We start from the raw sequence: 23,730 nt of genomic DNA, 5'->3' as shown, positions 1-23,730 counted from the left end.
CCGCCGCCGAATCCGGCGGCAGGTCACGCGTCAGGCACCGACCCCTTCGAGGATCTCGTCGTGCGATTCACGCTCGTCGAGATACTTGGTCCGGTAGCCGGTATTCACACCCCAGAAGTAGAACACCAGCGAAATGCCTGCGACGATCAGCATGTCCCAGCCGTACGGCAGCACGCCGTGGCCGCCGAACTCCTTGCTGCCGATCAGCGACAGCACGGCCATCGTCGGCAGGTAAGCGACCAGCCACCATGCGGCCTTCAGGTCGTCACCCCAGCCGGTCCAGCCCGACTTCGCCTGGAAGTAGAAGTACACCGGCAGCGCGACGATCATCAGCAGGATGATCTCGCCCGTCAGCGGCCACTTCGCCCAGTACAGGATCAGCGACGCGCAGACGAATGCGAACGGGGCGATCAGCTTCATCAGCGGAATCGACAGCGGACGCTCGATGTCGGTCGCCGCACGGCGCAGCGCCATCAGGCTGATCGGGCCGGTCAGGTACGAAATCACCGTCGCCACCGAAATCACCGCCGCGAGCGAGCTCCAGCCGCGGAAGAAGAACAGGAAGATGAACGAGACCAGCAGGTTGAACCACATCGCCTGGCGCGGCACGCCGTAGAGCGGGTGCACGTTGCCGAACATCTTCGGCATCGTGTTGTTGCGCTCCATCGCATAGATCATGCGGGTGGTCGTTGCCATGTACGTCGTACCGGTGCCGCTCGGGCTGACGAATGCGTCGACGTACAGCAGGATCGCGAGCCAGTTCAGGTTCAGCGCGATCGCCAGTTCGGCGAACGGCGACTTGAAGTTGAAGTGCGACCAGCCCTGCGCGACGTCGGCCGGATTCACCGAGCCGATGTACGCCATCTGCAGCAGCACGTAGATCACGAGCGCGATCAGGATCGACGTGATCACCGCGAACGGCACGCTGCGCGACGGGTTGCGCGCTTCGCCCGCAAGGTTCACCGGACTCTGGAAGCCGTTGAACGCGAACACGATACCGCTCGTCGCGACCGCGGTCAGCACGGCCGACCAGCCGTACGGTGCAAAGCTTGCATTCGACGCGGTGCCGAGGTTTTCCGGATGGTAGCTCGTCAGCATCAGGCCGAGGATCGTGAGGCCGGGGATCAGGAACTTGAAGATCGTGATCGCGGTGTTCGCACGGGCAAACGCCTTCACGCCCCAGTAGTTCAGCATGAAGTAGATGACGACCAGCACGGCCGACAGCAGCAGGCCGGGTGTCGTCAGCTCTCCGTTCACGAACAGCGCATGCGCCCACGGATACGGCCACGTGCTCATGTACTGGATCGACGCTTCGGCTTCGATCGGAATCACGGATACGATCGCGATCCAGTTCGCCCACGCACTGATAAAACCGACCAGCGAACCGTGCGAGTAGCGTGCGTAGCGCACCATGCCGCCCGACTCGGGGAACATCGCACCCAGCTCCGCATACGTCAGTGCAATGGCGAGAATCACGACAGCGCCGATGATCCACGCGCAGATCGCCGCCGGACCGGCAATCTTTGCGGCCTTCCAGGCGCCGAACAGCCAGCCCGAGCCGATAATCGAACCCAGCCCCGTCAGCATCAATGCAAACGGGCCGATGTTCCGTTGAATAGAACTCTTCACATCCTCTCCTATGTCTCAAAAAGCATGGTCGGCTCGCTGTCCGGGATCGGCTCGGACAGCAACGCGCACGCAATTTTGGGGGGGCGAGCCACCCGATCAGGGCAACCCGGCCGCGCGGCGCGTAGTTTAACGGTTGCACCTGAAACGTGGCGCCAAAATTGTTCGACCCCTACAAAAAATTCGCGTCGTTTGCAAGCTTTGTAAACCTGATATCCGCAATAACCCTGAGTCCATGGAAATACGGTTGACCACGCGATTAATAAGCCGTATAAAGAACTTCGCAGGATTTCAAGTGGCGAGTGAATTGGTTCTTTCGTAGTTCGCCCATCAACGGTACTCCGGTTGGTCCTATTACCCCTTCCTTGATTTTCCGCACCCCATGGGCTTCGGCCCCGTTTTATCTTTTTAGGAACAAGTAACATGGCAACCGGTACCGTCAAGTGGTTCAATGACGCAAAGGGCTTCGGCTTCATCACCCCGGAAGGCGGCGGCGACGATCTGTTCGCGCACTTCTCGGAAATCCGCGTCGAAGGCTTCAAGACGCTGCAAGAAAACCAGAAGGTTGAATTCGAAGTGAAGACGGGCCCGAAGGGTCTGCAAGCTGCGAACATCCGTCCGGTCTAAGCTTGGCGCGATAATTCGTGAAAAAAAGCCCCGCTTCGGCGGGGCTTTTTGTTTTTCGGCGCCGGTTGCCCGGCATGGCGGCCGCTCAGCCGCCCGCATTCAACCGAACAATCGCTGCGCGTGAATGCCGAGGCCCGTCGCGACACTCGCGAGGCGGTCGCCGAACACCGGTTGCGCATCCGGGAACGCACCCGCCAGCGCGCCCGACAGGAACGCGAGCCCCGTCGAGCCACCGGTGAAATACAGCGCGCCGACATCGCGTGGCGCAACGCCCGCAAGCCGCACCGTCTCGCGCGCGGCGTCGACTATGCGTGCGGTGTCGTCGCGGCTCGCATCGACGAGCCGGTCGGCATCGAACGCGATCTGCAGATCCTCTTCCACGTCGTTCAGGTCGATCATCGTCTCCCCGCCCGCCGCGACGCCGATCTTCGCTTCTTCCGCACGCGCCATCAGCGCATGCCCGAGCCGCTGCTCGACCACGCTCGTGAGCCGGTCGTACTGCTGTACCTCCCGGTACAGGTGCTTCATCAGCTTCAACTCGCCGAGCCGCTTTGGCGTGTAGACGGTGTTGATCAGGTGCCAGGTCGCGAGATCGAAGTAGATCTTGTTCGGCAGCTCGCGCCCTTCGGGGTCGAGCGAACGGTAGCCGAATGCGGGCAGGATCGCCGCCAGTTCGACACGCCGGTCGTAGTCGGTGCCCGCGACGTGCACGCCGTGGTGGGCCAGCACGTCATCCTTGCGCTCGAGCCGCACCATCCGTTCGGGCCCGACGCGCACCAGCGAGAAGTCGGACGTGCCGCCGCCGATGTCGGCGACGAGCACGAGGCGCTCCGCCTGCTGGCGCGACTCGTAGTCGAACGCGGCCGCGATCGGTTCGTACTGGAATTGCACGTCCATGAAGCCGACCGATCGTGCAGCGGCCTCGAGTTGATCCTGGGCGAGGCGGTCGGCACGCGGATCGTCGTCGACGAAGAACACCGGCCGGCCAAGCACCGCACGGCCGATCGGCGCACCCGCGCGGGCTTCGGCCTTGCGCTTCAGGTGCGTCAGGAAGCGCGCGATGATTTCGGTGTACGCGATCGCGCTGCCGTCGCCGAGATCGGTCGTCGTTTCCGCGAGCGGCGAGCCGAGGATGCTCTTCATCGAGCGCATCAGCCGGCCGTCGAAACCGTCGATGTAGGAAGCCAGCGCCGCACGGCCGTATTCGACCGTCTCTTCGTCGTTGTTGAAGAAGATCGCGGTGGGCAGCGTCAGGTGGTCGCCCTCGACGGGCGCGAGGCGCATGCCATCGCCGTCGGGCAGCGCCACGGCGGAATTGGACGTGCCGAAATCGATCGCGCAGTAAGTCATGGGAAGTTGCCGCAGCAGGGCCGGCGCGAAAACGGAAAGGACGGGCTTTTTAACATGAAGCCCGCGGGATCACAACCGGGGCCAGCCACCAGGGCCGCGCAGCGGGCCTCGGTGGCAACGGCGCGCACCCTGGCGCGCGGGGGAAACCTGCGGGCGGGATGCGCGATGCAACCCGCCCGCCTGACGGGTCACGCGGCCGCGTCGAAACCTTTCTTCCACGCACCCGCATAGACGACCTCGCCGATCGCATGGCGCGTGCGCGGCGCCTTCTCGCGATCGCGCAGCACCGGATCGAGCTTGTCGACGTTGCCGTAGTGACCGAGCGAGATGATCGACGGAATCGCGACGTCGGCCGGAATCGCGAACGCATCGCGGAACGCCTTCGCGTCGAAGCCGCTCATCTGGTGGGCGGCCAGGCCCAGCGCGTGCGCCTGCAGCACCAGCGACATCGCGGCGGCGCCCGCGTCGTACAGCGCGGTGGGAGCCGGCTCACCCTTCGGCGTGAGCGTGTGCGCGGTGACCGCGATCAGCACCGGCGCGGGGGCATTCCAGCCCTGGTTGAACGGCACCAGCGTCGCAAACGCGCGTTTGAATGCGTCTTCGTCCTGCGTGCGGTCGAATACGATGAAGCGCCACGGCTGCGCGTTGTAGGCGGACGGCGCCCAACGGGCGGCTTCGAGCACGGCGTGCAGGTCACTGGCGCTGACGGGTTCGTCCGAATACGCGCGCGGGCTCCAGCGGCCCGCGATCAGGTCGTGAATCGAAACAGTGGTGGGAGCAGGTTTGACGGACATGCGGTTCCTCGCTGACATCGATGAAGGGGCGCGAACGCCTTGCGAACCGCAAGCATACCCGCTTGAGCCGATGCGCGCCTGATCCTCCCGCGCTATGCAAATCTCCGCGCGTGCATTGCCCGGCCATCCGCCGCGCGACCGGCCGGGCCATCGAATTGCCGCGCTCAGGCCGGCTGCGCGGCTGCGCGCGACGGGCCGCGGTTGATCCGCAGCACGATCAGCGCACCGATGATGCACAGCCCGCCCGAGATCATCGATGCGATCGTGTAGGTTCCAAGGCTTGCGCGCAACAGCCCGGCGCCGAGCGCCGCGAACGCCGCGCCGAGCTGGTGGCCCGCGACGATCCAGCCGAACACGACCGGCGCCGCGGCCTTGCCGAACACGTCGGTTGCGAGCCGCACGGTCGGCGGCACGGTCGCGATCCAGTCGAGCCCGTAGAACATCGCGAACAGCGGCAACCCGAAGAAATCGATCCCGAACGCGTGCGGCAGGTAGATCAGCGACAGACCGCGCAGGCCGTAGTACCAGAACAGCAGCACGCGATTGTCGTAGCGGTCGGACAGCCAGCCCGACAGCGTCGTGCCGAACAGGTCGAACACGCCCATCGCCGCGAGCAGCGACGCGCCCTGCACTTCGGTCATCCCGTAGTCGCTGCACATCGCGATCAGGTGCGTGCCGACGTAACCGTTGGTGCTTGCGCCGCAGATGAAGAAGCTGAAGAACAGCAGCCAGAAATCGCGCGAACGGCTCGCGGTCAGCAGCGTACGGAACGCGACCGTGAGCGGGTTCTCCTTCGTCGTTTCGGGCACGGGCGGCGCATCGGCCGGCTCGCCGTACGGGCGCAACTGCACGTCGGCCGGCCGTTCGGGCAACAGGAACGCCACCAGCGGAATCACGATCGCGGCTGCGACTGCAACGACCAGCACGACCGGCCGCCAGCCATGGCGTTGCGCGATTGCCGCGAGCATCGGCAGGAACACGAGCTGGCCGGTGGCCGTGCTCGCGGTCAGGACGCCCATCACGAGGCCGCGCCGCGCGTGGAACCAGCGCGTGACGAAGGTCGCGGACAGCGTCAGCGCAACGACGCCCGTCGAGCAGCCGACCATCACGCCCCAGATCATCACCATCTGCCAGCTCTGCGTCATCATCGACGACAGCGCGACGCCCGCGCTCATCGTCACGAGCGCGGTGAGAATGGTCGGGCGCAGCCCGAAGCGCTGCATCGCGGCAGCCGCGAACGGGCCCGTCAGTCCGTACAGCGCGATATTCACCGAGATCGCCAGCGAAATCGCCGCGCGACTCCAGCCGAGCTCGCGTTCGAGCGGCACCATCAGCACGCTCGGCGTCGCGCGCGTGCCGGCCGCGGCCAGCAGGATCAGGAATACCACCGCCGCCGCGAGCCATCCGTAGTGGAAGCGCCCGCCGATTCGTGTCACCGCCCAGTTCATCTTCGCGTTCTCCAGTTGGCGGCTCCCGTGCCTGCGCACCACGCCGCCCGCCCTGCCAGGCCACCTCCGCCGCACGCTGCATCGGCTGACCCGGGCCGACGCTTGGCATTTGTCTGTCGATCCGACCGGCATTGTTACCGATCGGTCACAATCGTGTTGCGATCGTAGTGACCAATCGGTAACATGTCAAGCAGTCCACTATGCAGTCGAGGGTCATCATGTCGGGCATCGAGATCGCCAAACCGCTGGCGCGCCGCACGCGCCGGCCGATCGACGGCGCCACCGCGCAGGAGCACCTGCTACGCGCCGCCGAGGAGCTGTTTTACAAGGAGGGCGTTCGGACGGTGGGCGTCGAGGCGGTCGTGGAGCGTGCGGGCGTCAACAAGATGAGCCTGTACCGCCAGTTCTCGTCGAAGGACGAGCTGATCCTCGCGTACCTGGAGCGGATGGATGCGTGCTTCTTCGACCGCTTCAACACGAGCGTCGCGAAGCACCCGGGTCAGCCGAAAGCGCAGCTGATCCAGTATTTCGTCGATCTCGCCGAGCGCGCGACGCAGAAGGATTACCGCGGCTGCCCGTTCGTCAACGTCGCGGCCGAATTCCCGGATGTGTCGCACCCGGCCCGCGAGCGCGTCGCGCGGAACAAGGAGCAGCTGATGAAGCGGCTCGTCGCACTGAGCGAAGACGCCGGCGCGCGGCAGCCGCAAGCGCTCGCCGACTCGCTCGCGCTGGTCATCGAAGGCATCTACGCGGCAAGCCAGACCTACCGGCACGGTGAAACGCCGATCGGCGTCGCTCCCGCGCTCGTCACGCAGTTGATCGAAGCCGCCTGCGCGTGACGGCGCGCCCGCTACAATGCGGCCCTCGCCGCCCTTCCGCCCGACTGGTTTCACGATGACCGACACCCGCCCCGAATCGCACGACGACATCCTCGCCGCCACGCGGCACTGGCTCGCGCGCGCGGTGATCGGGCTCAATCTGTGCCCGTTCGCGAAAAGCGTCTATGTCAAGGAACAGGTGCGCTACGCGATCAGCGAAGCGACGACGCTGGAAGACGCGCTCGCCGAACTCGAAACGGAGCTGCGCGCGCTCGACGCGGCGGACCCGCAGCAGGTCGACACGACGCTCGTGATCTTCCCGCATGCATTCGCCGACTTCATCGACTACAACGATGCGCTGTTCTTTGCCGACCGGCTGGTGCGGCAACTGCGGCTCGACGGCGTGCTGCAGATCGCGAGCTTCCATCCGGACTACCGGTTCGAAGGCAGCGAGCCCGACGACATCGAGAACTATACGAACCGCGCGCCGTATCCGATCCTGCACCTGCTGCGCGAGGACAGCATCGCGCGTGCGGTCGATGCGTTCCCGGATGCATCCGCGATCTACGAACGGAATCAGGAAACGCTGCGCCGCCTCGGCCACGACGGCTGGCGCGAATGGATGCGCCGGCCGGGCGACGACGTCTGACGCGGCGGGCAGCGTGCGCCGCGCCGGGTGCGACGCGCCCTCCCGCGCGCAGGTCAGCTGGCGGCCGGTTCGACGGCGTCGCCGCCCGACGCCGCGGCTTCCGGCACGAAGAAGCGTTCGTTCAGCTCGGCCAGCCCGAACATCCCGAGGATCTCGTTCAACCGCTCGCCGGGCCGCCGGCGCGGCAGGTTCTTGTACTGCGCGATGATCAGCTCGTTCTTCATCGAATGCTCCCAGCCGACCAGTTCGGTCACGCTCACCTGGTAGCCGTGCGCTTCGAGCTGCAGGCAGCGCAGCACATTGGTGATCTGGCTGCCGAATTCGCGCGTATGCAGCGGATGCCGCCACACTTCCGTCAGCGCGTTCGCGAGCGACTTGCCCTTGTTCTTGCGCAGCACGCCCGCAACCTCTGCCTGGCAGCACGGCACGAGCACGATGTGCTGTGCGCGCTTCGCGAGCGCGAAGCGGATCGCGTCGTCGGTCGCCGTGTCGCACGCATGCAGCGCGGTGACGACGTCGACCGTCTCAGGCAATTTCGGCGACGTGATCGAATCGGCAACCGACAGGTTCAGGAACGACATGCCGCCGAACCCGAGCCGCGCGGCAAGCTCGGCCGAGCGCGTGACCAGCTCCTCGCGGGTCTCGATCCCGTACACGTGCGACGCGAACGCCGGCGTGCCGTGCCCCGGCTGCTGCTTGAAGAACAGGTCGTACAGGATGAAGCCGAGATACGACTTGCCGGCGCCGTGATCGACGAGCGTCACGCTGCCGCGCTCGGCCTGCACGCCGGCGAGCAGCGGCTCGATGAACTGGAACAGGTGATAGACCTGCTTCAGCTTGCGGCGGCTGTCCTGGTTCAGCTTCCCGTCGCGGGTGAGGATGTGCAGTTCCTTCAGCAGCTCGACGGACTGCTCCGGGCGGATTTCGTGGGTCTTGTTCGACATCGTGAAGCGACGCCGGGCCACGGTCGGTCGACCACGGCCCGGCGGCGGGAATTCGTGAGGAATGGCGGTAGTTTACCGAAAATGCGCGGTCAGGCTCGTGCGCCGAGCCGCCAGAGCGACGTGACCTCGGCCTGGCGGGCCGCGTGCAGCGGATCGTCGGCATCCATCGACTTCGGGTGCGCGGGGCGGATGTCGTCGCGGCCGAGCACGACGAGGCCCGCTTCGTCGATCCATTGCAGCAGCGTGTCGCGCGGCCTCAGGCCGAGATGCTCGGCGAAATCGGACAGGATCAGCCAGCCTTCGCCGCCCGGCTCGAGGTGCGCGGCGAGCCCCGCGAGGAAACCGCGCAGCATGCGGCTGTCCGGATCGTAGACCGCATATTCGATCGGTGCGCTCGGCCGGGCCGGCACCCACGGCGGGTTGCAGACCACGAGCGGCGCACGGCCGGCCGGAAACAGATCCGCCTCGACGACCTCGACACGACTCGCGTGGCCAAGCCGATCGACGTTCTCGCGCGCACAGGCGAGCGCCCGTGTGTCCTGATCGGTCGCAACGACACGCTCGACGCCGCGCGACGCAAGCACGGCCGCCAACACGCCGGTGCCCGTGCCGATGTCGAACGCGAGCGACGTCGCCGGCAGCGTCGCGCGCGCGACGAGTTCGACGTATTCACCACGCACCGGCGAGAACACGCCGTAGTGCGGGTGGATCGGCGCGCCGCCGAGCGCCGGGATCGGCACGCCCTTCTTGCGCCATTCATGCGCGCCGACGAGGCCGAGCAGTTCGCGCAACGACACGACCGACGGCACGCCGCCGGGCCCGTACGCCTCTTCGCATGCGGCGCGCACGTCGGGCGCGCGGCGCAGCGGGATCGTGTAGTCGGCGTCGAGCGGGATCAGCAGCATGCCGAGCGTGCGGGCGCGCTGCGACTGCGCGAGACGATGCAGGTTGAATGCCTCGACGCCGGCCGCGACCTTTGCCTTCTTCGGCTTGCGCTCGACACGGCGCGCCATCGCCTGCACGAGCTGGCGCGCATTCTGGAAGTCGCCCTGCCAGACGAGCGCGGTGCCCTCGCATGCAAGGCGGTAGGCCGCGTCGGCGGTGAGGCGGTCGTCGGCGGGCACCGCGCGCTTCGGCGGTTGCACGCCGGCTTCGGAGCGCCAGCGCACGGCATGATCGGCGCCATCGGCGTCGGTCCAGTGGAAAACAGGGAAATCGGTCACGCGAACTCGGTTACGGTTGGCTTCAACGGGCGGCGCGACCGGATTGCGGGCGCCGCGCGGCTCACACCTTACCGCGCTTTGCCCGCGCGGCAAAGCGCGGGAGCCCGCCCGCGCCGCGCCGCCGCGCTCGCGCGGTTCATCCGCCCCACCCCGGCATCGCGGGCAGACGCAGCGTGCCGGCATCGTTGAAGTGCACGGTGCCGAGCACGCCGCCCGCGAGCCGGCCGCGCAGCGCATACGGCAGCTCGCCGTTCGCGGCCGCGCCGGGCAGGTTCCACGCCTGCCGCGCGGCGGCGAAGGCCGACACGGAAACCGGCACGTCGAGCACGGCCTCGCCGAAACGCGGCACGGTGCCCGAGCGATCGCTGACGCCGCTCGCGAACGGCGTGCCGTTCAGGTCGAGTGCGACCGAGATGCCGTCGTATTCGATCGGCGCGTCGTTCGGGTTCTGCACGCGCAGCTTCAGGCTGAAGCGCATCTCGAGGCCCTGCCCGACGAGCGGGTCGAGCCCGGCGACCGACACACGTACCGGGTCGCGCGTCAGCCCCGCGCAACCGCCGAGCAGGAGCACGGCGGCAAACAGCAGCAGCACGGCGCGCAGCGGCGCGATACGGAACAGGGCTCGGGTCATGGGAAGGCCTCCTCGCGGCAATCGGTGAGCGGATCGTCGCTGCATTGTACCGAGCACGCCCGCGCACGCCGGATTTCGTAGTTTTCGCAGTCGCGCGAGATCGTTAATAGATTAAAACTACGGAAATACCACCTGAGCGGAAAGCACATTAATGCTTTTCAGCATTCAATGAAGCACAGCGAATTCAATAGATGCAATTTCTAAATTTTTCGTTTCCTTTACCTAAAACCATCAAGTATATTTACGCATCCTTCGAGCAAGCCGACAAACCTTGAAGCCGCATGACGGTGATTTTACGGAACGGCGACACGCCTTCCTGCCATCCTGCGACCAGGCCCGGCCGGCCCCGTAGGTCGTCTGTTCAAGGGGATGGCGCGCCCGCGCAGGGCGTGCGGTTCCGTGTCGTGCGCGCGAAATCAATTCAGTACAACACGCGCCCGGCCATTTTGAACCGGCAAGTTAACCGACATCCGGAAATCCAGAGGGGGCAGTAAACCATGATTACCTTCACGTAGTCGGCCGCCGTCTTTTTCGAATAATCCGTCATTGGCATTTTCATCGCTGTTGATTAGCGGCGAGGGGATTGCTTTTGCCGGCGTTTTCGCAGCACTGAACGATTCTTTCAACAATCGAGGTTTCAGTCATGTCGATCAACATTCGCAAGATGCGTTATCTGCCGATCGTCGCCGCACTCGCGCTCGCCGGGTGCGGCGGCGACGACGGCGGCGCGGGCTCGGCTTCCGCGCTCAGCTCCGCCGGCGCGCCGCACTCGGGCTCGTCGCCCACCGTCACCGCGCCGCCAAGCGCATCCAACGTCGACAAGAGCGTATCGCCTGTCGAGTTGCCGGATACCGTGGTACCCGTGAACTATCGGCTCTGGTTCCGCCCGAACGACGCGCTGAACGCGTTCGACGGCCGCGCCGACGTCGAAATCAAGGTGCTTAAGCCGGTCAACAACATCGTGATCGCCGGCCACCGGATCAAGTTCACGAACGGCCGCATCACGCTGCAGCCGGGCAACATCCAGCTGATCGCGACACCGCAGGACAAGGGTGACTTCTATCAGCTGCGCCCCGTGAGCGGCACGATCTCGCCGGGCAACTATTCGCTGCACATGGAATGGTCGGGCATCATCAACTTCAAGTCGTATGACGATCCGGTCGCGAGGACCGGCGGCAGCTGCGGTAACGATCCGTATCCGGGCTGCTCGGCCGCGGAAGGCATCTTCCGCGTCGACCTGAAGGGCACCGACGGCAAGACGAGCGGCGCGATCCTCACGCAAGGCGAAACTAACCTGTCGCGCCAGTGGTTCCCCGGCTGGGACGAGCCGGCGTTCCGCCCGACCTATGAAGTGACGGCCGAAGTGCCGCAGAGCTGGCGGGTCGTGTCGAACGCGGCCGAGAAGCCGTCGACCAACGTCGGCGGCGGCTACAAGCTCGTGCAGTTCGAGAAGACCCCGCCGATGCCGTCGTACCTGCTGTTCTTCGGCGGCGGCCTGTTCGACACCTACGAGGACGACTTCACGAGCCCGCTGCCGGGCGGCAAGGGCGGCCTGCACCTGCGCGTGTTCACGCCGCCGGGCATGAGCGACTGGGCGAAGCCGGCGATGGACCGCACCAAGCAGGCGCTCGACTTCTACTATCGCTACACGGGCATTGCCCTGCCGCTCACGAAGTTCGACACGGTGGCCGCGAACGACGCGTTCAAGGAGCAGAAGGACCTGAACTTCGGCGGGATGGAGAACTGGGGGTCGATCCTCGAATTCGCCGACGACATCCTGCCGCAGCCGGGCCAGCCGATGTCGCACTACGGCAACGAGGTGCTGACGCACGAAGTCGCGCACCAGTGGTTCGGCGATCTCGTCACGACCGACTGGTGGGACAACGTGTGGCTCAACGAGTCGTTCGCGACGTTCTTCGAGACGAAGACGACGATCCAGTTCTTCCCCGACGAGTTCAGCTGGCTCGACCAGGTGAAGAACAAGTACCGCGTGATCAATCGTGACATCGGCCCGAACGCGTTCCCGGTCGCGCCGAACTTCAACGGCTGGGCGTCGAACGACTTCGTGCTGAGCGCCAGCGCGTTCACGTACGACAAGGGCGGCCACGTGCTGAAGACGCTCGAGAACTATCTCGGCGAACAGACGTTGCGGCGCGGTCTGCAGCAGTACCTGGTCGACTACTCGTTCGGCAACGGCACGCCGAAGCGCCTGTGGGATGCGCTGTCGAAGGAAAGCGGCCAGGCGATCGGCGCGATCGGCGACAGCTACGTCCGCCAGACCGGCGTGCCGCTGATCTCGCTCGACACGCAGTGCGACCTGACGAAGAACCAGACCGTCGTCACGCTGAAACAGCAGCCGTTCCCGAACAAGAACGCGTATCCGGGCCTGCAGTGGACGGTACCGATCACGCTCGCGTACGGCCAGGGTCTCGCGAAACGCACGACGCTCGCGCTGAAGGATACGCAGACGCAAACGCGGATCGACGGCTGCTCGGGCGTGGTCGCCGACCCGAGCGGGCTCGACTACTACGTCGTGAACTACAGCGACGCGGCCTGGAGCGGGCTGCTCACGCAGGTCAACGGCTCGACCGATCCGGTCCTGCTCGCGAACCTGAAGAGCGAAGCCGCGCTGCTCGTCGCGAACAACCTCGCGCCCGCGTCGCGCTCGACGTCGATCGGCTCGGTCGCCTCGCCGGCCGCGATGAAGCTGCGCCAGACGCCGACCTTCGGCGGCATCGAGCCGGTGACGAAGGAACGCCCGGCACTGCAATACCAGGGCATCTTCAAGCCGCGCAAGGTAGTGACGCAGTAACGGTGCGCATCCGGCCGGTGCCGCTCAGCCTGCGGCTGCCGGCCGGCGTACCGGCTTCTCCGACCTTTGACGGGCCTCGCATGCGAGGCCCTTTTTCATGCCCGGCGCGTTGATGTCCGGCATTCGGCCGGCCGCGCGGCGTGCCGCCCGCCGTCGCCGTCAGGCCCACGCGGCATCCCACGCCGGCTGCGCGAACCAGGTCGCGAGGAACGCGACGAGCCGCGACGCGCGTGCGGTGCCGCGCGCGGGCTGGCGCAACACGTGGATCGTCGCCGGCTCGGGCGCCGCCGCGAACTGCGGCAGCACCGCGCGCAAGCGTCCGTCGCGCAACGCGTCTGCCGCGAGCCAGGTCGGCAGGTGCGCGAGACCGAGCCCGTCGATCGCGGCTTCGAGCAACGCTTCCGAGTGATTGCTGCGAAACCGCGGCTGCGCCGGCACGTGGCGGCGCTCGCCGAAGCGCCACGCGCCCGGCGGCGGCGCACCGTGCCATGCCAGGCAGTCGTGGCCGGCGAGCGCGTCGGGCGACTCGGGCTCGCCGCGCCGCGCGAGGTACGCCGCGCTCGCGCACAGCACGCGCCGCTGCGGCGCCAGCACGGTCGCGACGAAGCGCGTGTCCTCGAGCGGGCCGATGCGCACCGCGAGATCGACGTCGGAGCCGAGCCGCGCGCCCTGCAGGTCGACCATGGAGTCGGTCAGCACCAGGTCGACCTGCAGCGCCGGATGACGCTGCATGAACGCAGCCAGCGCGGCCATCAGGTGGCGGCGGCCGAACGGCGCCGGGCAGTCGACGCGCAGCAGCCCGCTCGGCTCGTCATGCTGGCTGTGCAGGTCTTCCTGCAGGCCGCGCAGCTCGGCCAGCATCCGCGTCGCGCGCCCGTACAGCAGCTGTCCGGCCTCGGTCGGCCTCAGCGCATGCGTGGTGCGATGCAGGAGACGGATGCCGAGCTGCGTCTCGAGCCGGTCGATGCGCCGCGTGACTGACGACGCGGCGACGCCCAGCCGGCGTGCGGCCGCCGAGAAGCTCTGCTGGTCGACCACGTCGACGAACAGCGCCAGATGCGGGAAAAGAAAGTCGTCCATTCAGTGCCTTCCTATTTGGCTATGCGTCTATCGCAAAACAATCATCCGCCTTTGCACGTTTCCGCGTCAAACCGGGACGACTAGACTGCATTCATCCTTTTCACCCGCTGCACGCCCCCCCGCCGGGCCGCGCGACAGCCATCCGCCACGGAGATCATCATGCGCAGCATCCGCTTCGACGCCCCCGCCGCCGACATCGAGTCGCTCGACGCGCGGGTCAGGGAAATCGACACGCCGGTCCCGGCCGACGGCCAGATGCTGATCGAGGTGCGCGCGGCCGGCGTCAACCCGAGCGACGTGAAGGCCGCGCTCGGCCGCATGCCGCACGCGGTGTGGCCGCGCACGCCCGGGCGCGACTGGGCCGGCATCGTGCGCAGCGGCCCGGACGGCTGGATCGGCTCGCCGGTGTGGGGCTCGGGTGGCGATCTCGGCGTGCATCGCGACGGCTCGCACGCGGAGTGGCTCGTGCTCGACGCGGCCCTGGTGCGCCGCAAGCCCGCCGTGCTGACGCTCGACGAAGCGGCCGGCGTCGGCGTGCCGTTCGTCACCGCATATGAGGGCTTGCGCCGCGCCGGCATGCCGACGGCCGGCGACGTCGTGCTCGTGTTCGGCGCGAACGGGAAGGTCGGCCAGGCCGCGATCCAGCTCGCGACCGCGCACGGCGCGACCGTGATCGGGGTCGAGCGCAGCGCCGGCGGTTATCGCGGCCACGCATCGGGCGACGTGCACATGATCGATGCGTCGAAGGAATCGGTGGCAGACGCCGTGCGCGCGGCAACCGGCGGCCACGGCGCGGACATCGTCTACAACACGGTCGGCAGCCCGTACTTCGAAGCGGCGAACGCATCGATGGCGATCGGTGCGCGGCAGATCTTCATCTCGACGATCGACCGCAGCGTGCCGTTCGACATCTTCGCGTTCTATCGCGGCCAGCACACGTTCGTGGGCGTCGATTCGCTACAGCTCGGCGGGTCCACGGTCGCGCAGATCCTCGACACGCTCGCGCCCGGCTTCGGCAACGGCACGCTGCGCCCGTTCCCGATCGGCGACGACTACGTCTACCCGCTCGAGCGCGCACACGACGCGTATCGCGCGGTGCTGGCCGGTGCACGCGAGCGCGTCATTCTCAAGCCCTGACACCGGACCACACGGGAGACTGCCATGATGGATTACGTGATTTCGCTCGCGGTGGGCCTCGGCGTCGGCGTGCTGTACGCGCTGCTGCACGTGCGCTCACCGGCCCCGCCGCTCGTCGCGCTCGCGGGCCTGCTCGGGATGGTGATCGGCGAACGCGCGATCGCGCTGCTGCGCTGACGAGTCGATCCGGCGCCGGCTGTCCTAACGATCGTCGCGCCGGCGGAACGCCCACCACGCGGCGAGCCCCGTGAAACCCGCGACGAGCAGCACCATCAGCCAGAAGCCGTGCTTGTTCTCCGAGAACGGCACGCCGCCGACGTTCATCCCGAAGAAGCCGGCAACGATATTGATCGGCAGCGCGATCACGGTCACGAGCGTCAGCGTGAACAGCGTCCGGTTGTTCTGCTCGTCGAGACGCGAACCGATCTCTTCCTGCAGCAGCTTGATCCGCTCGTTGAGCCCCGCCAGATCGGCCAGCACCAGCGAGAACTCTTCGGTCGATTCGCGCAGCTCCTGCACGTCTTCCAGATGCAGCCACGCAGGCGGTTTCGCGAGCAACCGGAAGATCGACCCGGGCTCGGGCGCGAGCATGCGCTGCAGGCGCGTCAGCGTGCGGCGCATCGCGCCGAGTTCGATGCGGTTCGACGTGAGCCGCTGCGACAGGAAGCGATCCTCGATGCGGTCCACGTCGATGCTCGTGCGCCGCATGATCTGGATCAGCAGGTCGGCCTGGTCGCGCAGCAGGTGCACGAGCAGCTCGGCGGGCGACCTGAACTGCTCGCCGTCGCGCACGCACGCGCGCAGCGTATCGACCGAGCGCAGCGGCTTGAGCCGCGCGGTGACCATGATGCGCCGCTCGACGTGGACGAACAGCGTCGCGATCTCCGACGGCGTCAGTTCGAGGTTGAACATCACGTCGTTGACGATCGCGCGCAACGCGCCGTCTTCCTGCTCGATGCGCGTCGAGCGCGAGCCTTCGTGGAGGAATTCGAAGAAGCTGTCGGGCAGCCCGAGATGCGTGCGCATCCAGCGCTCGCTCGCGCCGTGCGCGAGATTGAAGTGCAGCCAGACGAAATCGTCCGACGCGACATCGTGCTCGCGGCACGCGCGCAGCCACGCGGCAGCCGCGTCCGCATCGAGCGTCGCGCCGGATCCGCCCGGAACGAAGCGGAATCCGCACACCATGCCGGACGTATCGGCGCCGTAAGTCTGTACGATCAGGTCCATCGTGTCGAAGGTCGTGCGGCGCACGGCGCGCCGCGCAAAGCAGGCCGCGCGCCCGCGCCGGAAAAGGAAAGGAAAGGAAACGTATGCCCGACGGGCATGACGCGCCGGTGACAGCGTCACGCCGCATCATACCGGCCGATTCCGTGCCCCGAATGCAAAGCGCCGCCCGACGGGCGGCGCAGGTGCGGCGGGTCGACACGCGCGAGACGCGTTACTGCCGCGTCTCCGACTGCGCGGCGCTCGGGCACGCGGGATCCTTGCCCCAGTGACCCTCGCAGACGCGCCAGCGGCACAGTTGGTCCTCGAAGAAACCGCGCTCCGAACACTCCTTCACGCGCGACGCCAGCGAGCCGGTCGTCGCGGCCGTCTTGGTCGGCACCGCCTGCGCCTTCTGCGCGGCGAGTTTCTTGTCGGCCGGCTTCGTGCGCGCGACGAGCGCCGCGAGCAGATCCGCATCCGGATCGTCCTTCCCGCCCGCCTTCGCGGTACGGGTCGGCGTCGCATCGCGATGCTTCTTCGCCTGCGCGAGCTCGGCCTGCTGTTCCTTGTGATGCTTGCGGGCCTCGGCCTTCGCATCGGCCTTCGTGTCGGCCTTGCCATGCGCGGCGACCTTCGCGCCCTTCGCGGCGTCGGCCTTCGCGGTCTTGGTCGTCGCGGCTGCCGCAGCGGCGGCTGCACCGGCCGTGGCCGCGCCCGATGCGTCGTCGGCGCCATTGGCGAGCGCACGCGACAGGCGGCTGTTGTCCGCGGCTGATGCGGACGATGCGGATGCAACGGTTCGGGAAGCTGCGTCGTCGTTGACGATCGTGGCCGGTTGCACGGCGGGTGCGGCGGACGCGGCATTCTGCGCGACCTGCACGGCGGCGTCGCTGGCCGCCGCGGCCTTCGCCGGTGCGGCAGGCGCAGCCTCGGCCGTGACGGCGGCGGCCTGCCCGCCCGAATGCTGCATGCGCCACGCGCCCCAGCCACCGACGGCAACCACCAGGGCCACGACGGCGGCGATCGGCGCCTTCAGCGAACGGCGCGGCGGTTCGGCCGGCGGCGTGACACGTCCTTCCAGATTCGCGAGAATGCGCGACTGCTGAGCTCCGTCGCCTGCCGGTTTGGTATCGGACAGCAGGCTGGGCGGAGATTTCGAATTTGAATTTTCCGGCGCACTCATTCAGCGTCTCATTGAATCCTGGTTTAATTCACCGCGATAATATAGCCCAGCCTCTCGAAGCAGCCTGATTCTAAGAGCAAGCATTGCAAAACACAATCAATTCCAATTTCCGGGGATTTCTTTGATTGCCGTCGCACTCGTCGCCTATTTCGCCCTTGCCGTAGCCGTTGCGGCACTGTTGCTTTTACCGGGTATCCGCGCGACCGTTTTCGAATCCGTCACGCAGTTTCACGGCCGTCTAACGCGCCGTGCGAACGATCGCGCCGCACGTACGCGAAGTCAGATTGTTAAATCGGCAAGCGCTACGCGCGGTGCTTTAAACGATGTGCAAAATTTACTGATTCGGCGACGCTTGATGATTGCGGTATCGGCAGGTATTCTTGCGACGCCGCCATTGGTCGCCATTGCGTTACGCGGCCGGCAATTGTTCCAGTACGACGACACGGCGCGCGTGCCCGACGAGAAGATCGCCGCGCTGCTGCAGGGCGAACAGCTCGTGCCGCCCCCGCCGCTGCCGCCGGAAGTCTTCGCCACCAAGGAAGTCGAACAGGTCCGCCCGGCGCTGAAGGATGCGAGCCGCGACTGGAACCTGCTGGACCCGGATTTCCGTACGCGTTTGCTGCTGGTCTACAAGATCATGCACGAACAATATGGTTATGAAATGGCGTTGCTGGAAGGTTACCGGAGCCCGGAACGGCAGAACCGGCTGGCACAGATGGGCGGTAGCGTGACCAACGCGGCAGCCTTCCAGAGTTATCACCAATTCGGGCTGGCGGCCGACAATGCATTCCTGCGCGACGGCAAGCTGGTCATTTCCGAGAAAGATCCGTGGGCGATGCGCGGCTACCAGTTGTATGGCCAGGTCGCCGAACAGGTTGGCCTGACCTGGGGGGGCCGCTGGAAAATGATGGATCTTGGGCACGTGGAATACCATAAACCCGGTTTTAAACTGGGACGCGGCAGCTAGCCAGGGCTGCCGGACAGGAAATAATGAGGGCGGCATGGGGCTTTTTAATATCCCGGCAGGAAACGATATGGGCGGCGCAAAAAATCATGCATTCCGGTGCGCGATTTTTTCCGGCCGCCGCTTCCGTTTTAAATCTCACAGCGTCCTTTCGTTAATGCGCGCGCCCTCTCCGATGCCGCGGGCGCATTGATGCCAGCCCCCTTCATCCCGCTTGACAGCATGGCGACACATCGCGGCGCCACCCTTACCGCTCGGCGCGCCTGCGTCGCCTCACCGAATCGCACCGGAACCTGAACGTCCTATGCAACGCATCCTCAACGTGCTGACTCATCCGCGTACGCTCTCGATCGTCGGGATCGTCGCGCTAGCGGCCATTCTCTTCATCGTCGCCGACATGCTGCAGCTGCCGCTCCTGTGGGCGGCGATCGCGTTCGCGGCGATCCTCGCGCTGTGGCTCGTCGTCGCGCTGTGGCGCCGCTGGCGCGTGAAGCGCGCGAACCAGCAGCTCGGGCAGGTGCTGGAAGAGCAGGCGGAAACCGGCAAGATCGCCGCGCCCGCCGCCGCCGCGCTCGCCCCCGACGCGAAGACGGCCGACCTCGACGTGCTGCGCACGCGCCTGTCGGACGCGGTGAAGACGATCAAGACGTCGAAGATCGGCCAGGTGTCGGGCGGCTCCGCGCTGTACGAACTGCCGTGGTACATCGTCATCGGCAACCCGGCCGCGGGCAAGAGCAGCGCCGTGCTCAATTCCGGCCTGCAGTTCCCGTTCGCCGACAAGAACAGCGCGGTGATCCACGGCATCGGCGGTACGCGTAACTGCGACTGGTTCTTCACGACCGAGGGGATCCTGCTCGACACGGCCGGCCGCTATTCGGTGCACGAGGAAGATCGCAGCGAATGGCTCGGCTTCCTCGGACTGCTCAAGCGCTATCGCCCGAAGGCGCCGATCAACGGCATCATCGTCACGGCCAGCATCGCCGAACTCACCGGCAACCGCCCCGAATTCGCGATCAACCTCGCGAAGAACCTCCGTCAGCGCGTTCAGGAGCTGACCGAGAAGCTCGAAGTGTTCGCGCCGGTCTACGTGATGTTCACGAAGGCCGACCTGATCACCGGCTTCACCGAATTCTTCAGCAGCAGCGACAAGCACGAGTACGACCGCGTGTGGGGCGCCACCCTGCCCTACGAGCCCGACGACAAGCGCGACGTCGTCGCGCAGTTCGACACGCACTTCGAGGAACTCTACGAAGGGCTGAAGGAAATCAGCGTCGCGCAGCTGTCGCTGTCGCGCGGCAACCAGCTGTCGCCGGGCCAGTTGAGCTTCCCGCTCGAATTCTCGACGATCAAGCCGTCGCTGCGCGCGTTCCTCGCGACGCTGTTCGAGAACAACCCGTTCCAGTACAAGCCGATCTTCCGCGGCTTCTACTTCACCAGCGCGCTGCAGGAAGGCGAAACCAACAGCGCGGCCGCGCAGCGCATCGCGCATCGCTTCGGCCTCGACGGCACCGCGCTGCCGAAACCGCACAGCGCGTTCTCGAAGAACGGCTTCTTCCTGCGCGACCTGTTCTCGAAGGTGATCTTCGCGGACCGCCAGACGGTGCGGCAGTTCGCGAGCCCGACCAAGACGCGGCTGCGCTACGCGACCTTCTTCGGCTTCGTCGCGGCGCTCGCGCTCGCGCTCGGCGGCTGGACCTGGTCGACGATCGGCAACCAGCAGCTCGTCGCGAACGTGCAGGCCGACCTCGACAACGTCACGCGGCTGCAGCAGGGCCGCAACGACCTGCAATCGCGCCTGCAGGCGATGGACATCCTCGAGGACCGGATCGAGCAGCTCGAACAGTTCCGCCGCGACAAGCCGGTTTCGGTGTCGCTCGGCCTGTACCAGGGCGACCGTCTCGAGCAGCACCTGTTGACCGAGTATTACAACGGCGTGCGCCAGATCCTGCTGGCCCCGGTATCGCAGAACCTCGCGTCGTTCATGAAGGACGTGAACGCGCACCCCGAGCAGCTCGTGCCGATGACGCGCCCGCCCGAATCGGGCGCCGTGCAGGGGGGCACGATTCCGGTTTCGACGAACGCGGCAGGCGCCGCGCCGCAGGCCGGCGCCGCCCTGGCCGCATCCGGCACCGCGCCGGCCGCAGCCGCGCAACCGCCGGCCGCACCGCAGGGCGGCCTCTACAGCGACGCGTCGCCGACCAACGTGCAGGACGCGTACAACGCGCTCAAGACGTACCTGATGCTGTCCGACAAGCGTCACGTCGAGCAGGCGCACCTGACCGACCAGCTCGCCCGCTTCTGGCGCGGCTGGCTCGAGACGAATCGCGGCAACATGCCGCGTGACGAGATGATCAAGAGCGCGGAACGCATGATCTCGTTCTACCTGTCGCGCGTGAATGACGACGACTGGCCGATGATCGACGCGAACCTCGCGCTCGTCGACCAGACCCGCGAGAACCTGCGCCGCGTGGTGCGCGGCATGCCGGCCCGCCAGCGCGTGTACGAGGAAATCAAGGCGCGCGCATCGACCCGCTTCGCACCGATGACCATCGCGCGCATCGTCGGCGACGGCAACCAGGGCCTCGTGGCAGGCAGCTACGCGATTCCGGGCACGTTCACGCGCGAAGCATGGTTCGACTACGTGCAGCCGGCGATCCGCGACGCGGCGACCAAGGAACTGCAGGCGAAGGACTGGGTGCTGAACACGTCGACGCAGGACGACCTGACGCTCGAGGGCAGCCCCGAGCAGATCCAGAAGACGCTCGTCGGCATGTACAAGACCGAGTACGCGCAGCACTGGCAGAAGTTCATGCAGGGCATCGCGGTGCAGGGCTTCAGCAGCTTCGGCCAGGCCGTCGACGGGATGAACCGCCTCGGCGACCCGCAGGATTCGCCGATCCGCAAGATCCTCGAGACCGCGTACGACCAGACGTCGTGGGACAACCCGTCGCTCGCGAACGTGACGATCAAGAAGGCGCAGACGGGCGTCGTGAACTGGGTCAAGCAACTGTTCTCGCGCTCGCAGGCCGGCCAGGTGGCGGCCGCCAACATCGACATCAACGGCAATCCGGCCGAGGTGCCGATGGGTCCGATCGGCCAGGAGTTCATCGGGCTCGCGCGGATCGTCGCGACGCACGACGGCACGTCGATGCTCAAGAGCTACATGGATTCGCTGTCGAAGGTCCGCACGCGCTTCAACGTGATCAAGAACCAGGGCGACCCGGGCCCGGGCGCGCGCCAGCTGATGCAGCAGACGCTCGACGGCAACGGTTCGGAACTTGCCGATTCGCTGAAGCTCGTCGACGAGCAGATGCTGACGGGCCTCACCGATTCGCAACGCAAGTCGCTGCGTCCGCTGCTCGTGCGGCCGCTGATGCAGGCGTTCGCGGTCGTGATCCAGCCGGCCAGCGCCGAAGTCAACAAGGTGTGGAACGCGCAGGTCTACCAGCCGTTCCAGAACTCGCTCGCGACGAAGTACCCGTTCGCGGCGAGCGCGAAGGTCGAGGCCGGCGCCGGTGAAATCGCGCAGGTGTTCGGTCCGGATGGCTCGATCGCGAAGTTCGTCGGCACGACGCTCGGGCCGCTCGCGGTGCGCCGCGGCGACACCCTCGCCGCCCGCACGTGGGGCGACATGGGCATCGGCCTCACGCCGGACTTCACGAACGGCTTCGCGCGCTGGGTCGCGCCGCTCGCGGGCGGTGCGGCAGGCAGCGCGGCCGCGTCGTCCGAACCGCAGACCGTGTTCCAGATCCTGCCGCAGCCGAGCACGGGCACGACGGAATACACGATCGCGATCGACGGCCAGCAACTGCGCTACCGCAACACGCCGCCGCAGTGGACCAACTTCGTGTGGCCGAACCCGCAGGGCTCGCCGGGCGCGACGCTGTCCGCGACGACCTTCGACGGCCGCACGGTGCAGCTCGTCAACGAGCCGGGCCGCTACGGTCTCGAGAAGCTGATCAACTCGGCGCAGCGCAAGCGCCGTCCGGACGGCACCTTCGACCTGACGTGGGCGCAGGGCAGCGTGAACGTATCGGTGACGATGCGCATCATCAGCACGTCGCAACCGTCCGGCGGCGGCGGTGACCAGCCGCAGCAGCAGAGCCTGCGCGGCCTGCAGCTGCCGTCGTCGGTCGCCGACGCGAGCGCGGGCGCCGCGCAGAACGCGACCCAGTCCGCCGGCACGGGCGCGCCGGCCGCAGCGCCGGCCGTCGCGGCCGCCAACGCAACGAATGCCCAGGGGGCGCAATGACGCAAACCGTACAGGCGCAGATCGCCTACTTCGGCAAGATTCCGTCGCGCGGCGACTTCGTGAAGAGCCCGCACAACCCGCAGTTGCTGCAGACGCTCGACCGCTGGATCGCGCAGGCGCTCGAACTGCTCGCGGAAGATCCGCGCTGGAAGCTCGTCTACGAGGACGCGAAGCCGATGCATTTCGCGTTCCTCGGCTCGCGCAGCAAGCTCGCGATCGCGGGCCACATGGTCGCGAGCCACGACGTATCGATGCGCCGCTTCCCGTTCCTCGGCGCAACCGCGCTCGAGGTCGACCGGCCGCTCGCGTTCCTCGCGCGCAGCCCGCTCGCGTTCGCGCGGCTGTGGTCGCGCGTCGCCACGCAGATCCCGCCGCTGCTCGGCAAGGAAGAGCCGCCCGGCGCGCTGCAGGCGCTCGGCGACACGCAGGTGCCGATCGACGTCGGCGGCCCCGGCACGTCGCATGACGGCACCTTCAACGATTTCGTCGAACACCAGTCGCTGCACGGCCTCCAGGAAATGCTGCTCGAAAGCGGTCATCCCGTGCGGCTGCGCGGCGCGATGCTCGCGCTCGGCTCGCTGCTGCGGCCGGTGATGCAGAGCGGCTCGTCGCACATCGAGCGCGGCCTCACGCTGCCGCTGCCGGTCGATCCGTTCTACCGCAGCCTCGTCGCCGCGTTCTGGCTCGAACTGATCGCGCCGTTCGTCGCGCAGGCCGACTTCGAGCTCGCGATCTTCATCGGCACGATCGCCGAGCGCGAACGGCTCATCATCGGCTTCAACGGCGCGTCGGCAAAAACCCTGCTGAGCGTCGTCGACCCGCAGACCTACGCCGCCCACAACATCGACATCGACGATCCCGAGTGGATCGACGCCCATGCGCAAAACGATCACCAGATCAGCAAGCTCGTCAGCTACCTCGACCAACCGCAACTCTCGCTGCGCGTCGCCATCGACGCGTTCCGCGAAGCGTTCATCGGAGGCTGA

Annotated in this window: 20 protein-coding genes; 9 read left to right on the top strand and 11 right to left on the bottom strand. The window is 66.9% G+C overall.

Translation table 11 applies throughout. The features are described from left to right. Nucleotides 1-30 precede the first annotated feature (30 nt). Nucleotides 31-1,629 (bottom strand): APC family permease, encoded by a 1,599-nt coding sequence (locus tag HWX39_RS32460; protein WP_175971672.1) that lies wholly within the window; start codon nucleotides 1,627-1,629, stop codon nucleotides 31-33. Between the two features lie 420 nt (nucleotides 1,630-2,049). On the opposite strand from HWX39_RS32460, the gene HWX39_RS32455 reads away from it, so the two are divergent. After that, nucleotides 2,050-2,253, top strand: a complete 204-nt coding sequence (locus HWX39_RS32455; protein ID WP_006477070.1) for a cold-shock protein — start codon at nucleotides 2,050-2,052, stop codon at nucleotides 2,251-2,253. Between the two features lie 99 nt (nucleotides 2,254-2,352). On the opposite strand, the gene HWX39_RS32450 is transcribed toward HWX39_RS32455, so the two are convergent. The 3 genes from HWX39_RS32450 to HWX39_RS32440 all read right to left on the bottom strand — a co-directional run bounded on the left by HWX39_RS32450 (nucleotide 2,353) and on the right by HWX39_RS32440 (nucleotide 5,845). After that, nucleotides 2,353-3,603, bottom strand: a complete 1,251-nt coding sequence (locus tag HWX39_RS32450) for an Hsp70 family protein (protein ID WP_175971671.1) — start codon at nucleotides 3,601-3,603, stop codon at nucleotides 2,353-2,355. A gap of 188 nt (nucleotides 3,604-3,791) precedes the next feature. Further along, nucleotides 3,792-4,397 carry a nitroreductase family protein gene (locus HWX39_RS32445; protein WP_175971670.1) on the bottom strand — a complete coding sequence of 202 codons (606 nt, stop codon included), beginning with the start codon at nucleotides 4,395-4,397 and terminating at the stop codon, nucleotides 3,792-3,794. Between the two features lie 164 nt (nucleotides 4,398-4,561). Further along, nucleotides 4,562-5,845 carry an MFS transporter gene (locus HWX39_RS32440; RefSeq protein WP_175971669.1) on the bottom strand — a complete coding sequence of 428 codons (1,284 nt, stop codon included), beginning with the start codon at nucleotides 5,843-5,845 and terminating at the stop codon, nucleotides 4,562-4,564. Between the two features lie 218 nt (nucleotides 5,846-6,063). On the opposite strand from HWX39_RS32440, the gene HWX39_RS32435 reads away from it, so the two are divergent. Together HWX39_RS32435 and HWX39_RS32430 are read left to right on the top strand one after the other, a co-directional pair. Continuing rightward, the gene (locus tag HWX39_RS32435) at nucleotides 6,064-6,684 is read left to right on the top strand and encodes a TetR/AcrR family transcriptional regulator (RefSeq protein ID WP_175971707.1); all 621 of its coding nucleotides are present in this window, start codon (nucleotides 6,064-6,066) and stop codon (nucleotides 6,682-6,684) included. A gap of 55 nt (nucleotides 6,685-6,739) precedes the next feature. Beyond that, a complete protein-coding gene (locus HWX39_RS32430) occupies nucleotides 6,740-7,312 on the top strand; it encodes a DUF1415 domain-containing protein (protein ID WP_174999111.1) in 573 nt (190 codons plus the stop codon). A gap of 53 nt (nucleotides 7,313-7,365) precedes the next feature. Here HWX39_RS32430 and HWX39_RS32425 read toward each other — a convergent pair whose 3' ends face one another. From HWX39_RS32425 to HWX39_RS32410, 4 genes are all read right to left on the bottom strand, one after another. Next, entirely contained in the window at nucleotides 7,366-8,256 is an 891-nt protein-coding gene (locus HWX39_RS32425; protein ID WP_175971668.1) for an SAM-dependent methyltransferase, read from the bottom strand. Nucleotides 8,257-8,345: 89 nt separating this feature from the next. Further along, nucleotides 8,346-9,479 (bottom strand): class I SAM-dependent methyltransferase, encoded by a 1,134-nt coding sequence (locus HWX39_RS32420; RefSeq protein ID WP_175971667.1) that lies wholly within the window; start codon nucleotides 9,477-9,479, stop codon nucleotides 8,346-8,348. A 136-nt stretch (nucleotides 9,480-9,615) separates the two neighbouring features. Then, nucleotides 9,616-10,110 (bottom strand): LEA type 2 family protein, encoded by a 495-nt coding sequence (locus HWX39_RS32415; protein ID WP_175957686.1) that lies wholly within the window; start codon nucleotides 10,108-10,110, stop codon nucleotides 9,616-9,618. Nucleotides 10,111-10,526: 416 nt separating this feature from the next. Next, nucleotides 10,527-10,736, bottom strand: coding sequence for a hypothetical protein (locus tag HWX39_RS32410; RefSeq protein ID WP_165948084.1), 210 nt, complete (start codon nucleotides 10,734-10,736; stop codon nucleotides 10,527-10,529). Nucleotides 10,737-10,753: 17 nt separating this feature from the next. On the opposite strand from HWX39_RS32410, the gene HWX39_RS32405 reads away from it, so the two are divergent. After that, nucleotides 10,754-12,922, top strand: coding sequence for a M1 family metallopeptidase (locus tag HWX39_RS32405; protein WP_175971666.1), 2,169 nt, complete (start codon nucleotides 10,754-10,756; stop codon nucleotides 12,920-12,922). A gap of 159 nt (nucleotides 12,923-13,081) precedes the next feature. Here HWX39_RS32405 and HWX39_RS32400 read toward each other — a convergent pair whose 3' ends face one another. Beyond that, a complete protein-coding gene (locus HWX39_RS32400; protein ID WP_175971665.1) occupies nucleotides 13,082-14,002 on the bottom strand; it encodes a LysR family transcriptional regulator in 921 nt (306 codons plus the stop codon). A 159-nt stretch (nucleotides 14,003-14,161) separates the two neighbouring features. Here HWX39_RS32400 and HWX39_RS32395 point away from each other — a divergent pair, with 159 nt between their 5' ends. Continuing rightward, nucleotides 14,162-15,139: a zinc-binding alcohol dehydrogenase family protein gene (locus HWX39_RS32395; RefSeq protein WP_175971664.1), complete on the top strand. Its 978-nt coding sequence runs from the start codon at nucleotides 14,162-14,164 to the stop codon at nucleotides 15,137-15,139. Nucleotides 15,140-15,163: 24 nt separating this feature from the next. Further along, nucleotides 15,164-15,316 carry a DUF1427 family protein gene (locus HWX39_RS32390; protein ID WP_175971663.1) on the top strand — a complete coding sequence of 51 codons (153 nt, stop codon included), beginning with the start codon at nucleotides 15,164-15,166 and terminating at the stop codon, nucleotides 15,314-15,316. Nucleotides 15,317-15,340: 24 nt separating this feature from the next. Here the strand turns inward: HWX39_RS32390 and HWX39_RS32385 are convergent, their stop codons facing one another. Together HWX39_RS32385 and HWX39_RS32380 are read right to left on the bottom strand one after the other, a co-directional pair. Further along, nucleotides 15,341-16,366: a transporter gene (locus tag HWX39_RS32385; protein WP_175971662.1), complete on the bottom strand. Its 1,026-nt coding sequence runs from the start codon at nucleotides 16,364-16,366 to the stop codon at nucleotides 15,341-15,343. A gap of 211 nt (nucleotides 16,367-16,577) precedes the next feature. Further along, nucleotides 16,578-17,528, bottom strand: a complete 951-nt coding sequence (locus tag HWX39_RS32380; protein WP_175971661.1) for a phage tail protein — start codon at nucleotides 17,526-17,528, stop codon at nucleotides 16,578-16,580. A gap of 121 nt (nucleotides 17,529-17,649) precedes the next feature. On the opposite strand from HWX39_RS32380, the gene HWX39_RS32375 reads away from it, so the two are divergent. The 3 genes from HWX39_RS32375 to tagF all read left to right on the top strand — a co-directional run bounded on the left by HWX39_RS32375 (nucleotide 17,650) and on the right by tagF (nucleotide 23,730). Continuing rightward, complete coding sequence (locus HWX39_RS32375) at nucleotides 17,650-18,495, top strand: M15 family metallopeptidase (RefSeq protein ID WP_175971660.1); 846 nt, start codon at nucleotides 17,650-17,652, stop codon at nucleotides 18,493-18,495. Between the two features lie 301 nt (nucleotides 18,496-18,796). After that, nucleotides 18,797-22,744, top strand: a complete 3,948-nt coding sequence (tssM, locus tag HWX39_RS32370; RefSeq protein ID WP_175971659.1) for a type VI secretion system membrane subunit TssM — start codon at nucleotides 18,797-18,799, stop codon at nucleotides 22,742-22,744. After that, the gene (gene tagF / locus HWX39_RS32365; RefSeq protein WP_175957678.1) at nucleotides 22,741-23,730 is read left to right on the top strand and encodes a type VI secretion system-associated protein TagF; all 990 of its coding nucleotides are present in this window, start codon (nucleotides 22,741-22,743) and stop codon (nucleotides 23,728-23,730) included. The genes tssM and tagF overlap by 4 nt, the downstream gene beginning before the upstream one ends.

The sequence above is a fragment of the Burkholderia sp. BCC0322 genome (assembly GCF_902833045.1).
Taxonomy (GTDB): domain Bacteria; phylum Pseudomonadota; class Gammaproteobacteria; order Burkholderiales; family Burkholderiaceae; genus Burkholderia.
The sequence above is the reverse complement of the archived record's forward strand: the minus strand, read 5'-3'. Positions and strand labels throughout refer to the sequence as shown.

Bases quoted from the DNA above. Each gene is read 5' to 3' on its own strand.
- HWX39_RS32455 (WP_006477070.1), top strand. From the start codon at position 2,050: ATGGCAACCGGTACCGTCAAGTGGTTCAATGACGCAAAGGGCTTCGGC.
- HWX39_RS32450 (WP_175971671.1), bottom strand. From the start codon at position 3,603: ATGACTTACTGCGCGATCGATTTCGGCACGTCCAATTCCGCCGTGGCG.
- HWX39_RS32445 (WP_175971670.1), bottom strand. From the start codon at position 4,397: ATGTCCGTCAAACCTGCTCCCACCACTGTTTCGATTCACGACCTGATC.
- HWX39_RS32440 (WP_175971669.1), bottom strand. From the start codon at position 5,845: ATGAACTGGGCGGTGACACGAATCGGCGGGCGCTTCCACTACGGATGG.
- HWX39_RS32435 (WP_175971707.1), top strand. From the start codon at position 6,064: ATGTCGGGCATCGAGATCGCCAAACCGCTGGCGCGCCGCACGCGCCGG.
- HWX39_RS32430 (WP_174999111.1), top strand. From the start codon at position 6,740: ATGACCGACACCCGCCCCGAATCGCACGACGACATCCTCGCCGCCACG.
- HWX39_RS32425 (WP_175971668.1), bottom strand. From the start codon at position 8,256: ATGTCGAACAAGACCCACGAAATCCGCCCGGAGCAGTCCGTCGAGCTG.
- HWX39_RS32415 (WP_175957686.1), bottom strand. From the start codon at position 10,110: ATGACCCGAGCCCTGTTCCGTATCGCGCCGCTGCGCGCCGTGCTGCTG.
- HWX39_RS32405 (WP_175971666.1), top strand. From the start codon at position 10,754: ATGTCGATCAACATTCGCAAGATGCGTTATCTGCCGATCGTCGCCGCA.
- HWX39_RS32400 (WP_175971665.1), bottom strand. From the start codon at position 14,002: ATGGACGACTTTCTTTTCCCGCATCTGGCGCTGTTCGTCGACGTGGTC.
- HWX39_RS32395 (WP_175971664.1), top strand. From the start codon at position 14,162: ATGCGCAGCATCCGCTTCGACGCCCCCGCCGCCGACATCGAGTCGCTC.
- HWX39_RS32390 (WP_175971663.1), top strand. From the start codon at position 15,164: ATGATGGATTACGTGATTTCGCTCGCGGTGGGCCTCGGCGTCGGCGTG.
- HWX39_RS32385 (WP_175971662.1), bottom strand. From the start codon at position 16,366: ATGGACCTGATCGTACAGACTTACGGCGCCGATACGTCCGGCATGGTG.
- HWX39_RS32380 (WP_175971661.1), bottom strand. From the start codon at position 17,528: ATGAGTGCGCCGGAAAATTCAAATTCGAAATCTCCGCCCAGCCTGCTG.
- tssM (WP_175971659.1), top strand. From the start codon at position 18,797: ATGCAACGCATCCTCAACGTGCTGACTCATCCGCGTACGCTCTCGATC.
- tagF (WP_175957678.1), top strand. From the start codon at position 22,741: ATGACGCAAACCGTACAGGCGCAGATCGCCTACTTCGGCAAGATTCCG.